Genomic DNA, 14,411 nt, shown 5'->3' on the forward strand with positions numbered 1-14,411 from the left:
TATCATCCGGGGATGGCGTAGGTTTCAGCTACCCATTCGAATCCATTTCCATTTTTTCTGACGTGACCGATGCCAGGCCAAGGCAGGTGGTAGGCAAATACTTTGCTGCCTTTTTCGGCGAGTGCTGCCAGCACCTTTCTGCGGGTAGCCGCTGCGAGTTCCAGGTCTGTGTCGCCATTGAAGCCCCATTCCGGGTGTGGAAACAGTAATACATCAGAATGGACCAGGTCTGCTACGTGGGCCAGCTCCTCTCCTCCTGAAAATATATGCGTTACCGTATGTCCGGGTGTATGACCCGGAGCTATTTCCAGGCGGATACAATCAAACAGCTTGTCGCCATCTTCAAAGAGGCGAAGCTTAGGTTTGATGGTGGTCAGTGTATTTTTGGTCGCTAATGCGAAGGTGTGTAGCAGGTCTTTATTTTCAAAAGTTGATTTGGAGAAGTCCTGGGTAGGGGCCATCCAGAAATCGTGTTCAATCCTGCTGATGTGGACGGTCGCGTTCGGGAAGGCGGGTTGTCCTTCTTTTGTGAGGACTCCCCCGATATGATCCGGGTGACCATGTGATATAACGATGTCGGATATACTGTCCGGGGAGATGCCGGCATCTGCCAGGGACGATTGCAGCCAACCGGAATCTTTACCGTATGAACCACCAACGCCGGTATCGATAATGATAAATTTATTCAGGTGTTTGATCAACAGGATATTCATGCTCATATCCATCTCATTGACAGGGCGGAAGTTCTTCACCAGTAGTTCATCCACCTGTTTGCGGGGAACACCTTTTGCAATATCGGGTTGGATATGATCAAAATGAAGGAACCCGTCTGTAATGGTGAATAATTCCAGGTCTCCAAGTTTAAATTGATGATATGGTCTGCCTGTGGGGGCCAGGGGTGCGGATGCCAATAACTTTCTGAACGGGATGGCGGTTACTATTCCTGCCAGGGCTAATTGCTTCAATAAGCTTCTTCTTTCCATTTTTGGGTTTAATTTGATGCGAAATTACCTGCGTAATAAATTTAAAACAAGTGGATACATTTTGGTATCCTACTTACTAAAAGGGTACTATTGTTGAGTATCAGTGATTTAAAAAAGAAGAATAGCTGTAAATAATGATGTAGATTACGCCGGAAGTGGACTATATCTTTAGAAGCCTGAACTGGGAGATTGAATTTTCACCGGCAAAAAATTATGGCTATCTTGTGCCGTTAAGATGATATACGTATCTTTCACAAAATTTTGCTAACTTTTACTATTGCTTTTCTTTGAGAGTTCATTAATACTAAACTGCTTATAACAACGAATCATCAACCAAAAAATAAGTGTTTAAACATACATTTACAGTGAATACGCGATAATAAGACTGGACAATGTAGCACAACGATTGCCGTTAACAATAATTTTTAACTTGGCCTTTTCCTTAAGAGTTCCTTTGCCGCCATTTTAACAGGAATTATCTTATCTCACTCTCTGGAGGGGTATTATAATTATTATCGATGCATACTTCCGATCACAGTTTATCAGACGAAGCGCTGATACAGCTTTTGCGACAGGATGATAAAGAAGTATTTTCCATCATCTACAACAGATATTGGGATAAGCTGCTGGTATATGTTATGCGTGCTGTAAAAGTGCAGCTGGAAGCAGAAGATATAGTTCAGGAATTGTTTATTTCCCTGTGGAAACGAAGAAATGAACTGACAATCAATACTTCATTATCCAGCTACCTGTTTACCAGCGCCAGGTATATGTCTGTCAGACATATTGAAAGGAATATCAGCAGGAATACTTATCAGGAGCTGCTGTTACACTTCATGGACGAGTCATATTTCAATGAGCCTGCCCCCGAAAAAGCCTTTAATAATAAAGAGATGGGGTTGCAGCTGGAGGCTGCCATTGCGCAACTTCCCGGAAAAATGCAACAGGTTTTTCGCCTGAGCAGGGAATATAATCTCAGTTATCATGAAATAGCCACCCGGCTGAATATTTCTGAAGAAACTGTCAGGAAGCAGATCCATCGCGCCTTAAAACTTCTCCGGATTCATCTGAAAGACTTATCCGTCTGCGTTTTTGTGTCTATTATTTTCAGATGAAAATTTTTTTTTTGAGAAAATAGTCCACTATTTTCTCTGTCATGTCACTTATAAAAGGACGGAGTTACTTTTTCTACCAAAATCATTAGAAAGCACTTTTAAATGCAGAAAGAAAAAGCACGGGAATTGCTGGCAAAATACCAGCAGGGACTATGTACTGCCGAGGAAAACGCAATAGTAGAGGCATGGTTTAAGAAGGTACAGCAGGGCTCCGACTGGGAAATACCCGAACAGGATGCGACCGACATACGTTTGCGTATGCTCAGTAAAATAATGGAACAAACAGACGAAATCGTGCGTCCTGCCGGCAAAATCCGCTTTTTGAACCGGTACCGCTGGTATGCCGCGGCATCGCTGTTATTGCTTGTTTCCGCCATGAGTTTCTTCTGGTGGACAAGTTTCCGGAATACCAAGCGATCTATTATATATAGTGAAGCTGCAAAGGTATTGCCTGGCAGAACGGGCGCTATCCTAACATTATCCAATGGAGAAACAGTATTGCTGGACTCAGCAGGGAATGGTGTCATAGCCACGCAGGGCGGTACTTCTATTGTTAAAGACCAGGATCAGATAAAATATCATCCGGAAAGCGGAAGTAAGGATATCGTTTATAACACCATCACTACGCCAACAGGACGTACTTTCAAGGTAATGCTGCCCGATAGCTCACATGTATGGTTAAACGCAGAATCGTCTATCACCTATCCTACTGCGTTTGCGGGGAAAGACCGTGAAGTAAGCATTACCGGAGAAGTATATTTTGAGGTTACACATAAAACCGGAATCAATTTCAGGGTAAAAGCCGGCTCAGAGACCTTTGAGGACCTGGGTACCAGTTTTAACATCAATGCCTATACGGACGAGCCTAATCTGAAAGGCACGCTGGTAGAAGGAGCATTGAAAATCCGCGATGTAATCATGCGTCCCGAAAATCAGGTAATGATTGCCCGCTCCGGAAAAATGCAATTATTGGAAAATGTTGATGTAGAAAATGTAGTGGCCTGGAAAAATGGGAATTTCCATTTCAATAGCGTGGATATTCACACTATAATGCGCCAGGTAGGCCGCTGGTATGGTGTAAATATTGAGTACGAAGGAACGTTTGAAGAAACCTACAGTGGGGGTATTTCAAGGAATGTGAAACTGGCAGAACTACTGCATATATTGGAAGTTACAGGCAAATTAAATTTTGAATTCAGAGACAGAACTATAATTATTAAATCTTAAAAAGACCTGTTTTGCTTATGCCGGAATAGAATAATCTTTATCAACCAAAAGTATATTCAGCACTAAAAAAAACCGTTCCATGGTTCAGATGGAACGGCGAATAAAGTATGGGTATATATCAGACTTGTATCAACTGTAATTAATCAAACTGATGATTTAAGAACCCAAACAAAACGAAAATATGCAATTTACTGCTTATGACGTCCTGGATTCATACCAGGTCAGCGATGCTATTGTCAAAACATCCCGATTGCCACTATTAAAAGGCAGACATTCCTCCCGATTTAATCTGCGCTATTTTATCAAATTTATGATTTTGCTGCTGTTCATTTGCAGCGCAGGTGCAGAAGCAAAAGTTGCTGGTCAGCGACTTACCATTGTCAAGCACAATGCAGCGATGGCAGAGGTTATCAAAGAAATTGAACGCCAGTCCGGGTACCAGTTTTTCTTCTCAGACAAAGACCTTCGTCTGGCAAAAAACGTATCCCTGGAGGTACATAATGAAGACCTCAATGATGTACTGCGTAAATGCTTTGCAGGCCAGGACCTTACCTACGAAATCGTAGACAAAACTGTAGTTATCAAGTTGAAAAAAGCGACGGTAAATGCAGCAGAAACTTCTCTAGTGGCTGCTGATCCTATAAAAGTTACCGGTAAGGTAACAGATGAAAAGGGTGAGGCATTGCCTGGCGCTACTGTTGTTATCAAAGGCACCAAATTGGCCGCGGTAACAGATGCAACAGGTAATTTTACCATCAGCTGTAATCCGGGGGCTGTACTCTCTGTTTCCTTCATGGGTTACAAGCAATCTGATATCGTTGCTGATGGAAGGGGCAATCTTAGTATACGCCTGGCTTTAAATGCTGCTGACCTGGAAATGGTTGTAGCCTATGGTACTGCAAAGAAAGCTTTGTATACCGGCCCTGCCACGCAGATTGAAAGCTCAACCTTTGATAAACGTCCGCTGAATAACGTGGCAAATGCACTGGTAGGTGCTGCTCCAGGTATTCAGACAACCAACTCCAGTGGTGCTCCTGATGCGGGTCCTGGTATACGCCTGAGAGGCTACGGCTCCTATTCTGCTTCCTCCTCTCCACTTTTTGTAGTGGATGGTGTGCCTTATGATGGTTCTATCTCTTCTCTCGATCCTGCAGACATCGAATCCTTATCTGTACTTAAAGATGCGACTACCTCCGCATTATATGGCTCCAGAGCAGCTAATGGTGTGGTAATGATCACCACCAAAAAAGGCAATAAAAACAAACCACAGCTTAACTTTTCAGCTAATTATGGTATTGTAAGAAGAGGTTTGCCTGAATATGACCGCGTTGGTACCAACGACTACTACCCTTTAATGTGGGAAGCATACAGAAACAGCCTTCAGTTTGGTGCAGACTCCCTGCCTAATGATATTGCCAACCAAATTGCATCAGGTACCTATACCCGTATCACTACCGGCGCCAACACTGGTTTGCAATCATATAAAAATAAAGCCTATAGCGATATCAGCCAGTTGCTGGCATACAACCCGTATAATGTTGCCGGGAAAGAAATCGTTGGGATAGATGGAAAATTAAATCCTGCTGCCAGACTCCTGTATCCTGAAGACCTGAACTGGTCTGAAGCTGCTGAAAAAGGCGGTCGTAGTAGACAGAATTATCAGCTGTCTTACAGCGGCGGAAGTGATAAATCTACCTATTATGGCTCCTTCGGCTATACTGATATGGAAGGTTATCTGATTAAATCCAACATGAAACGCTTCAACGGCAGATTGAATATAGATGTACGTCCTACTACCTGGTTCAAAACCGGTATGAATATCGGCGGTACTTACATCAAACAGAACCAGGATAACAGCTCTGGTAACACCGGATATGTGAATCCTTTCTTTTTCTCCAGAAACGTTGGGCCTATTTATCCTGTACATGCGCATGATGCAACCGGTGCATATATCATTGGCACTGATGGGCAGCCGACTTATGATATCGGCCTGACCCGTCCTTTTGCTGCCGGCAGAAATGCTATCTACGAAAATATGCTGAACCAGGTAATGCAGAACAAAGGATTGTTAAGTGGCAGAGGCTTTGCAGAGATCTCTATCCTCCCCTACCTGAAATTTACCACCAACCTCAGTACAGATATTGAAAATAACTTCCAGCAGAATTACGATAATAATATTATCGGTGATGGTGCTCCTGCCGGTCGTTCAGACAGATATACCGAAAAAACAGTAAGCTATACTTTCAACCAGTTGCTGACTTTTACTAAGTCTTTCCGCAAGCATAACGTAAGTGTACTCGCCGGCCATGAAAATTACAGCCTGAATTACGCCTTCCTGGAAGGTTACAAACAGGGTCAGATCGTGGATGGTATCACTGAATTACCAAACTTTTCTACCATTAACTCCACTACTTCCTATGTAGATAATCAAAAGGTAGAAAGCTATCTGTCGAGAGCTACCTATGATTACGAAGGAAAATACATGCTGTCCGCATCTCTGCGTCGCGATGGTAACTCCAGATTCAGCCCTGACGTAAGATGGGATAATTTCTGGTCTGTTGGTGCTGGCTGGAACCTCGCACGCGAGCAGTTCTTTAATGTTTACTGGGTTGATCAGCTGAAGGTGAGAGGTTCTTACGGTAAACTGGGTAATGATGCCGGTTTAGGCTACTATGCCTACCAGGCTTTCTATAACCTCGGCAGAAACAATGGTACTGCACCTGGTTTCGTACAGGGAACGTTAGGTAGCCCTAATCTGAAATGGGAAACCAACTACAACCTGGACATGGGTATTGACTTCGGATTCTTCAAGAATCGCCTGACAGGTACCATCGATTACTTCAATCGTAATACATCAGGCCTGATCTTCAGTGTGCCGCAGCCATTGGATAATGGCGGTACTACTACCGCTGTATTCACCGTTAAGCAGAACGTTGGTAATATGTACAACCGCGGATGGGAACTGCAGCTGACTGGCCAGATCGTGAAAACAAAAGATTTCAGCTACACCCTGACCGTGAATGGTACTACCTTGCAGAACAAGATCACCAAAATGCCGGATAACCCATCTTCTATCATTGATGGTTCCAAACAGCTGAGCGTTGGTCATTCTATCTATGATTATTACCTGCGTCACTTCTATGGTGTTGATCCTGATAACGGAAATGCATTATATACTGCACAAACCTACAACCCGGCAAATCCTGGTAATACAAAAATCATTACCAATAAAACAACCGGAGCACAGGATACCGTAACCAGCTCTGTCAGCAACGCTAAACTGATGTATGTTGGTCAGTCCTCCATTCCTAAATTATATGGTAGCCTGCAGCATAGCTTCACCTATAAGGGGCTTACACTTGGCATCGTGATGACTTACCAGATCGGTGGTAAAATCTATGATGGCGCCTATGCATCCCTGATGTCTAGCGGTTCCTATGGTAATGCATTATCTACTGATATATTTAAACGCTGGCAGAAACCTGGTGATATCACCAATGTTCCACGCCTGGACAACGGCCGTACTTCAGACTATGGCGCAGCCAGTGATCGTTGGTTAACAAGTGCTTCTTACCTGAATATCAATAACATCACTTTATCTTATGTTGTTCCTCGTCAGGTACTGTCGCGCATTACTGCTAAAGGAGCAACCGTGTATGTATCAGGTGAAAACCTGCACATGTTCAGTGCAAGAAAAGGTATGGACGTGAATGGCGCCTTCAATGGTACTACTGCCAACAGTTATACCTACAATCGAATCATAACCATGGGTGTAAATCTTAACTTCTAATTTTATGAGAAAGATATTTTCGCTTTATAAAGGCAAGGCGACATACGTAGCACTGTCATTGGCAGCGCTGGTGTTAGCTTCTTGCGGCAAGGATTATCTGAATACCAATCCAACCAACCAGGTAGCTACCAAAGATGCATTCAGTACTACTGCCAATGCATGGGCTGCTGTAAACGGTATACACCGTTACATGTATTCTCAGTTTTACAGCCAGCAGGATCAGGGCGGACAAAGTGCCAATATGATGTATAATGATGTGATGGGAGAAGATCTGGTGATGCCTTCTGCCGGTAACGGATGGCTTAATAATAACTATAAGTGGATTTCGCACCGCATCGCTACTAACTCTGCGCCTTATTATAACTACCTGTTTTATTATACGATCATTGCGAATGCCAACATGATCATCGCTAACACAGATGCGGCTTCCGGTGCGGATGCAGACAAACTGGCAATTAAAGGAGAAGCTTATGCCTACAGAGGCTGGGCATACTTCCAGATGATCCAGCTGTTTGGTGTACGTTTCGATGCCAAAGGTACAAACGATGGATTGGGTCTGCCTATCAAGACTAAACCGAATTCCCCTGTGGTAGCACGTAATACCGTTGCAGATGTGTATAAGCAAATCAATGATGACCTGAACACGGCTATGGTATTGCTGAAAGATTTCAAACGTCCGAACGCGTCTCACCTGAACATTAACGTAACACAGGGTATCAAAGCCAGAGTGGCGCTGACACAACAAAACTGGGATTCTGCTGCCTATTATGCAAAGCTTTCCAGAACTGGTTTCAACCTGATGACGAATGCGCAGTATACCGCCGGGTTTAACGATTATACCAATCCTGAATGGATCTGGGGCGTACACCAGCAGGCAGATCAAACGACTTACTTCTACTCTTTCTTTGCGTATATGTCCTGCAATTTCGGGTCATCTAACATCAAAACCTGTCCTAAAGCGATTTTTGCTCCTTTGTATGCAAAAATTACGGACACGGATATACGTAAAAAACTCTGGGATTCTACCGGTAAGAATACTTCTATACCTGCGGCTGGTACGAGATATCCGTATATGAACTGCAAGTTCATTGTGGCGGATGCTGGAAGTAGTGTGGCAGATTTACCAATTATGCGTGTAGCTGAGATGTACCTGATCGAAGCAGAAGCGCTGGCAAGAAATAATAAATTCACAGAAGCTGCTGCTGCGCTATATCCGCTGGCTCATCAGCGTGATGCTGCCTATGTTCAGAGTGTTAAAACCGGAGATGCCCTGGTGGATGAAATCATGACCCAGCGTCGTGTGGAGTTATGGGGAGAAGGTTTCCGCTTTACAGATCTGAAACGCCTGAATGCACCATTAAACAGAAATGGTGGTAACCACAATGCAAGCTTTACTGGTGGTATAATGGACGTTCCTGCCGGAGATTTAAGATGGCAGTATGTTATTCCACAGGATGAGATTAATAATACTAACGGAGTGGTAGTTCAGAACCCACTCAACTAAGAGGCGACTGATTAAGATTGATAAAAAGTAAAATGGTGCTGCGTAAGGTATGTCTATACTTTACAAAGCACCATTAATTATTTGGTAAAGGAGTAGATTAAAAAACTAATACTGCTTTACCGATATCTGAAATAATTTGGAAATCACTTTCCATTCGCCCTTCACTTTAATTAATGAATGATAATCCACGCCGTCTTTATCTGCAGCATTTCTTTCATATCTTATACGGGCGAGGGCCGTGTTTTCCGTTTTGTCCAGGATGTCAATATGGGTGCTGAAATGTGGCGCGGCTCCATGTTTTTCTACGGAATCATAAAGATTTGAGATGCCGCCTTCAATAAAATATTCTTCCCAATAGCCATACATAATGGCATCCTGATGAAAGGATTTTTTGAGTCGCTCTATGTTGCCTGTTCTTAACCCTTCCACATAATTTTCCAGAACGGATACTATTGCTTTATACTCCTGAACGCTATTGTTTTCTGTTACTGCCATACTTCTGTTTTTTTATAGTGATTACTACATACAAAAGTAGGATGGGGTATTATCCTTTGTTTTTCTATCCCGTTCAGTTTACTTTTCTATTTGGTTCATTTTAGTCCTTCTCTATAAAAAGAAGGTTTTTGGCCGTGATAGTCTTTAAATATTCTTGAAAAATGGGAAAGATTTTCAAAACCCAGGGAGAAGCAAATGTCCGATACTGATAGTTGGGTTGTTTCCAGCATTTCTTTAGCTTTCTCCAAACGTTTATTACGTATCCATGTCGCCGGTGACTGATTGTAGATATGTAAAAAATCCCTTTTAAAGCTGGAAAGGCTTCTGCCTGATAAATGGGCAAGTTCTGTAAGGGAGACAGGTGAAGTCAGATTTTGCGCTACTACCTCCCGGATTTCAGTTTGCACTGGCTGACGAAGCTGCATTAATTCATGAAATAAACTACTGTTTCCAATCCCCAAATGGTACAGCATTTCTGTTAATTTCAGGCGTAGCTGTCCGGCATATACTTCCGGGCTATGATTGAAATACGGACGGAGTGAGTCTGTAAAAGTAATCAGGCATTCGGTCATTGTGTGTACACCCGCTCTGACTTTTCCATTAGCTTCTTTGGGGGTTATTTTTTCAGCGGCAGCAGCGAAGGATTTTATGAGATTGTCTTTCAAAATCACCACCATTTCATGATAGATATTGTCCTTTTGCTGATCCCCTTTTTTCTCGTATTTCAGAACGGTTCCTTTTTTCAGAAGCGTCAATTCATTTTTATAGACTGTAAGTGCCTGTTCACCGGCGGAAAGAGAAATGCTGCCCTCCAAAATAAGCAGCAATGCATGTTCTTCGATATGCAGTACACCTTTCTCATCCGTATTTTGAATACATTGTTCTATTACTGGAACCTCGTCAAGAGCAAGACTGTTTTTAGCATCAATACTATCTTCCAACCGGGTAGGTATTTGAATGGTTTTTTGCATGGTCTTATCTTTCACACTTTTAAGAAAAATATCTTAATGCAAATTTAAACTATTCATGGAAAAGGTAGCTTTGCTGCTGAGGCGGTAATGCCTTAAAATCTGGACCTCAGATATCTCTTTCTTTTAAAAAAAAGGCCCACCCGAAAGCGGGAAGGCCGTTCCCTTCTTATAAATCCACGTTAATAAGCTGATTGGAATTGGCAATAGTAAACTGCTGTACCTTACAGCTGTCTGCCGGAACAAATGTTCCTTGTGGATCAAATCTGGATATTGGCGACAGGAACGAATAGGACGTTGCAGTAACGCCTATTGTTTTGCCATCGACAGTTAGCTGTTGCTTATCTTCAAAACCGTGCAGGATAAACCTGATATAATGGAATTTAGTGTTGTAGTTGCCGGATGCTTTGGCCAGTGTTAATTTTCTACCGGAGCCGGTATAGGAAATTTCTCTGCTGTAATACCCCCCTTTTTCGTAATCGTACCCGCTTCCATCATCTTCATAATAAGTAAATACATGGGCCTGATCTCCCTGGTATACATGCAGTTGTAATGTATCTGAAGGCATTTCTCCGGTATGCTGAACCAGCGACTGCATCGGCACTATACTGCCCCCTTTGATATATACGGGTAAGGTCTTAATATTGATTGCGGTGATGTCTTCCTTTTTTCCTGCAGTTACTGCATCGGTATACATATTATACCATTTCCCTTCCGGAAAATAAATCTTACCAAAACTGGCGGTACTCTCAAAAGGAGCGATCAGGAAGGCATCTCCAAATAAATATTGATTCTGGTACTGCTGATCATATACCAGCGGATCGTAGGTGTTATCTATTGCCAGGCTACGAACCACTGGCATGGCTGTTTTGCTGGCTTCATACATTTTACTGTAGAGGTATGGGAGCAGATGATAGCGTAGATTAATATAATTACGGGTGATTTCCAGCGACTCTTCACCGAAAGCCCATGGCTCGGCAGATTTGGTATTCACCTGCGTATGATTGCGGAAATAAGGAATGAAGGCGGCTATCTGCATCCAGCGGGTGTATAGCCCAACAGTAGCGTTGCCGGTGAACCCGCCGGCATCCATGCCGGTAAAGGCGTAACCACTCAGGCCCAGACTACTCAACAACCTTACTCCCAGCAGCATATGATCTTCTTCCGCCCTGTTGTCGCCTGTCCATAAGGCGGCGTAGCGCTGAGAACCGGCATAGGCGGCCCTGGTCAGTACAAACGGACGCTCCTTCATTTCTGCCCTTGCACCTTCATAACTGGCGCGGGCCATCGTTAACCCATATACGTTATGCGCTTCCATATGTGATACCGGATGACCTTCGAAGCTAAAGAGCACATTGTCAGGCATTTTCTGCCCCCAGGTGGCTATTTCATTCATGTCATTCCAGATGCCGCTCACCCCCTGCCGCATATACGTTTTTAATTCATTCTGCCACCAGGTGCGTCCTTTCTGACTGGTGAAATCAGGGAAATGACACCATCCCGGCCATACTTGTCCGGTGTAATATTGTCCGTCAGGATATTTTATGAAGATGTCGGCGGCCTTACCGCTTTCGTAGGCATGGTAGCCGTTTTCCACCTTGATTCCCGGATCCACAATAACGGTGGTATGTAACCCCATTGCTTTGAGTTTCGCCGTCATTGTTGCGGGATCCGGGAATCTGTCTTTATTCCAGGTGAAAAGTTTGTAGGCATCCATATAATGGATGTCGAGGGTGATGCCATCGGCCGGTACTTTCTTTTCGCGGAGCGTTTGTGCGATCCGCATTACTTCCGTTTCCGGATAGTAGCTATATCTGTTTTGCTGGTATCCCAGGCTCCACAACGGAGGTAATGGCATGTAGCCTGTGAGGTCAGCATAGGATTTAATAATGTCGTTGAGATGTTGATGATAGATAAAATAGTAGTTCATCTCCCCGCCTCTGGCGCCGAAGGAAGAAAACCTGTTATTGCTGGCGCCGAAGTTGAAGTCGCTCTGGAAGCTGTTGTCGAAGAAAATCCCGTAATTGAGCTGATGGTGTATTCCCATATAGAAGGGAATGGTAGTATACAAGGGGTCTTTGTTGACGGCATAGCCAAATACATCGGAGTTCCAGTTCGTATAGGCTTCACCTTTACGATCCAGGTTGCCGGTCTTCTCTCCTAGCCCTACAAACCGCTCTCCTTCCTGTAATTTTTTATAGGTAGTCACCTGATCACTGACCCAGGAGGTCGTCAAACCTTTTTCGTCTTCATTAATCACTTTACCGTCAGGTGTAAGGAAGGTGATGGCGAAAGGAGTTTTCCCGATACTCACCTGTAATGAATCTGTAGTGATATGAATTTCCTGTGCGTTCTGGGTGATATTTATTTTGGAAGATGCAGGCTTTGCGATAACAGCATAGGAGAAATCGGCCTTCAGTGGTTTTTTATCTAACCTGACTCTTACTACATCCGGACTATAAACTGTAATCTCCGCAAAAGCATTATCTGTACTGATTTTCACCTGCTGGCCACTAACAGTTACCTGTTTTACATTTCCTGGCACGCTGACCGGCGATTGTGCCTTTGCGTATATGCTCAACAGCAGCAACGCTACTGTTAAACGAATACCACTTTTATTCATGTTGACTTTATACATGGACGGGAAATTTTCGAAAAGGAAATCCCTTCACCGGACCTGCGTCCGATGCATAACAACATATAACAAGCTATGGTGAAGGGATGGAAATAACCGTCACCAGCGCCGTGGAAACCACTGGTGACGGTCGGGAATATTAGTACCCGGTGTTTTGGGTTAGATTTTTATTAACAGCAAGACCGCTGGTAGGAATTGGGAACAGGAGATTTTTAGGTGCTCCGTCAGCATCTTTCAGCTGCCATGCATCGAGGAACTTACCGAAACGGATCAGGTCCTGACGGCGCCATCCTTCCCAGTAGAGTTCGCGGCCTCTTTCTGCCAGCAGGGCAGTGAGATCCAGTGTAGTCAATGGAGAAGCGCCTCTCTTAGCTCTTAAAGTATTTACCAGTATGAGCGCAGGGCCAGACTGACCTGTTCTCAGCTGGGCTTCCGCTTTCATCAGTAATACATCCGCATAACGGAAGAAAACGTAATCGTTACTGGCGTCGTTGCCATCTTTCGCTTTACCGCCACTGGTAACGAAATCCGGTGGATATTTCAGTACGCGGATACCGGTAACTTCCAGGTTGTTGCCTGTTTCTTTCAGCGCTACTTCTTTAGTGAAGCTGAGCATGTTACCTTTTCTGTCTTTCAGCGCTACCCCATTTTTATCATATTGCTGGCCGAAGAGGAAGCCAACATTTAAGCCGGAGGCAGCAGTGACAATGTTGTAAGGGCCACCACGGCGACTATCAGCAGCTTCAAATGAATCATAGAAGTTAGATAAGGTCGCAAAACCGTTCCAGCCGCTTGGGTCCTGGTTGTAGTGCAGTGTAAATTTCCAACGTGCATAGGCGCTGTTACCACTTCTTACGGTACTTAGTCCCGGGCCGTTTTGTTGGGTGAAGATATTTTCAGTACTGATAACATCGTTGTTGTATGCGAAGTTATCGAAGTAGTTAGTAGCGAGCGAGAAGCCAACACCGGTGATTTCATCTGCATAACTGATAACAGACTGCATGTCACCAGCATCGAATGTAGGTGTTTGTCTGTTCAGGAATGCGCCTTTGTTGAGGTAGATTTTCATCAGCAAAAACTTAGCAGCGCTCTGGTTTGCCTGGTAGGCTGGCGTTGCTAATGTTCCTGGTAAATCCGGGATGATGGCTTTCAGTTCAGCGACCATGAAGTCGATGGCTTCCTGTGGCTTCAGCACTTTAGGCGCTTCCAGCAGGTTATCACCTGGTTGTCTGAAAGGCACCTGTCCCCAGAGGTCGAGGGTGGTGTACATAGATAAAGCACGAAGGAATCTGGCTTCGGCGGCCTGTTGTGCGGATGGGCGGAAGTTCAGTACGTTGGTAGCTGCAAACTGCAATTGCAGGAGGCTGTTGAATGTACCGAGGATATGCGCGTGGTCGGCAGTCCAGGTATGCTGATGGAGCTGGCGCCATACGCCGTTATCGTCCCAGTCGCCGGCACGTGTAGGGCCAACGGCTTCATCGGTGCTCATTTCACTCATGCCCCAGCTGTTGCTGAAGTCCTGGTATGGCATCTGTAAATTATCATAAGCGCTTTTCAGCAGCGAAGCTACGGTGATTACGGAGTCGGCCTGACTCTTTGTAATTGTTGATCCCAGATCTTCCTTCAGACTGCAGGAAGCGAGTCCGAGGCAGATGGAGGCAGCAAGTGCGGTTCGAAATATTTTCTTGGTCATT

General features: G+C 44.3%; 9 protein-coding genes. 4 read left to right on the forward strand and 5 right to left on the reverse strand.

The genetic code is table 11. The annotated features are described in order from the left end of the window. Positions 1 to 2: 2 nt before the first annotated feature. Positions 3 to 983 carry an MBL fold metallo-hydrolase gene (locus tag F3J22_RS03440; RefSeq protein ID WP_167014314.1) on the reverse strand — a complete coding sequence of 327 codons (981 nt, stop codon included), beginning with the start codon at positions 981 to 983 and terminating at the stop codon, positions 3 to 5. Positions 984 to 1,501: 518 nt separating this feature from the next. Here F3J22_RS03440 and F3J22_RS03445 point away from each other — a divergent pair. The 4 genes from F3J22_RS03445 (at position 1,502) to F3J22_RS03460 (ending at position 8,619) form a co-directional block, all read left to right on the forward strand. Then, on the forward strand, positions 1,502 to 2,098 hold the full coding sequence (locus F3J22_RS03445) for an RNA polymerase sigma-70 factor (protein WP_167014316.1): 597 nt from the start codon (positions 1,502 to 1,504) through the stop codon (positions 2,096 to 2,098). Between the two features lie 102 nt (positions 2,099 to 2,200). Next, positions 2,201 to 3,325, forward strand: a complete 1,125-nt coding sequence (locus tag F3J22_RS03450; RefSeq protein WP_167014318.1) for a FecR family protein — start codon at positions 2,201 to 2,203, stop codon at positions 3,323 to 3,325. A 181-nt stretch (positions 3,326 to 3,506) separates the two neighbouring features. Beyond that, on the forward strand, positions 3,507 to 7,115 hold the full coding sequence (locus F3J22_RS03455; protein ID WP_167014320.1) for a SusC/RagA family TonB-linked outer membrane protein: 3,609 nt from the start codon (positions 3,507 to 3,509) through the stop codon (positions 7,113 to 7,115). 4 nt (positions 7,116 to 7,119) lie between these two features. Further along, the gene (locus F3J22_RS03460) at positions 7,120 to 8,619 is read left to right on the forward strand and encodes a RagB/SusD family nutrient uptake outer membrane protein (RefSeq protein ID WP_167014323.1); all 1,500 of its coding nucleotides are present in this window, start codon (positions 7,120 to 7,122) and stop codon (positions 8,617 to 8,619) included. 105 nt (positions 8,620 to 8,724) lie between these two features. Here the strand turns inward: F3J22_RS03460 and F3J22_RS03465 are convergent, their stop codons facing one another. The 4 genes from F3J22_RS03465 to F3J22_RS03480 form a co-directional block, all read right to left on the reverse strand. Beyond that, complete coding sequence (locus F3J22_RS03465; protein ID WP_167014325.1) at positions 8,725 to 9,114, reverse strand: nuclear transport factor 2 family protein; 390 nt, start codon at positions 9,112 to 9,114, stop codon at positions 8,725 to 8,727. A 95-nt stretch (positions 9,115 to 9,209) separates the two neighbouring features. Then, positions 9,210 to 10,085, reverse strand: a complete 876-nt coding sequence (locus tag F3J22_RS03470; RefSeq protein ID WP_167014327.1) for an AraC family transcriptional regulator — start codon at positions 10,083 to 10,085, stop codon at positions 9,210 to 9,212. A 166-nt stretch (positions 10,086 to 10,251) separates the two neighbouring features. Then, positions 10,252 to 12,720 carry a TIM-barrel domain-containing protein gene (locus tag F3J22_RS03475; RefSeq protein ID WP_240154995.1) on the reverse strand — a complete coding sequence of 823 codons (2,469 nt, stop codon included), beginning with the start codon at positions 12,718 to 12,720 and terminating at the stop codon, positions 10,252 to 10,254. Positions 12,721 to 12,856: 136 nt separating this feature from the next. Beyond that, the gene (locus F3J22_RS03480) at positions 12,857 to 14,410 is read right to left on the reverse strand and encodes a RagB/SusD family nutrient uptake outer membrane protein (RefSeq protein ID WP_167014329.1); all 1,554 of its coding nucleotides are present in this window, start codon (positions 14,408 to 14,410) and stop codon (positions 12,857 to 12,859) included. Position 14,411 lies beyond the last annotated feature (1 nt).

It is taken from the genome of Chitinophaga sp. Cy-1792 (genome assembly GCF_011752935.1).
Lineage (GTDB): Bacteria > Bacteroidota > Bacteroidia > Chitinophagales > Chitinophagaceae > Chitinophaga.

What these genes read in the sequence shown, in the direction of transcription:
- F3J22_RS03440 (WP_167014314.1), bottom strand. Translation starts at nt 983, where the DNA reads ATGGAAAGAAGAAGCTTATTGAAGCAATTAGCCCTGGCAGGAATAGTA.
- F3J22_RS03445 (WP_167014316.1), top strand. Translation starts at nt 1,502, where the DNA reads ATGCATACTTCCGATCACAGTTTATCAGACGAAGCGCTGATACAGCTT.
- F3J22_RS03450 (WP_167014318.1), top strand. Translation starts at nt 2,201, where the DNA reads ATGCAGAAAGAAAAAGCACGGGAATTGCTGGCAAAATACCAGCAGGGA.
- F3J22_RS03455 (WP_167014320.1), top strand. Translation starts at nt 3,507, where the DNA reads ATGCAATTTACTGCTTATGACGTCCTGGATTCATACCAGGTCAGCGAT.
- F3J22_RS03460 (WP_167014323.1), top strand. Translation starts at nt 7,120, where the DNA reads ATGAGAAAGATATTTTCGCTTTATAAAGGCAAGGCGACATACGTAGCA.
- F3J22_RS03465 (WP_167014325.1), bottom strand. Translation starts at nt 9,114, where the DNA reads ATGGCAGTAACAGAAAACAATAGCGTTCAGGAGTATAAAGCAATAGTA.
- F3J22_RS03470 (WP_167014327.1), bottom strand. Translation starts at nt 10,085, where the DNA reads ATGCAAAAAACCATTCAAATACCTACCCGGTTGGAAGATAGTATTGAT.
- F3J22_RS03475 (WP_240154995.1), bottom strand. Translation starts at nt 12,720, where the DNA reads ATGTATAAAGTCAACATGAATAAAAGTGGTATTCGTTTAACAGTAGCG.
- F3J22_RS03480 (WP_167014329.1), bottom strand. Translation starts at nt 14,410, where the DNA reads ATGACCAAGAAAATATTTCGAACCGCACTTGCTGCCTCCATCTGCCTC.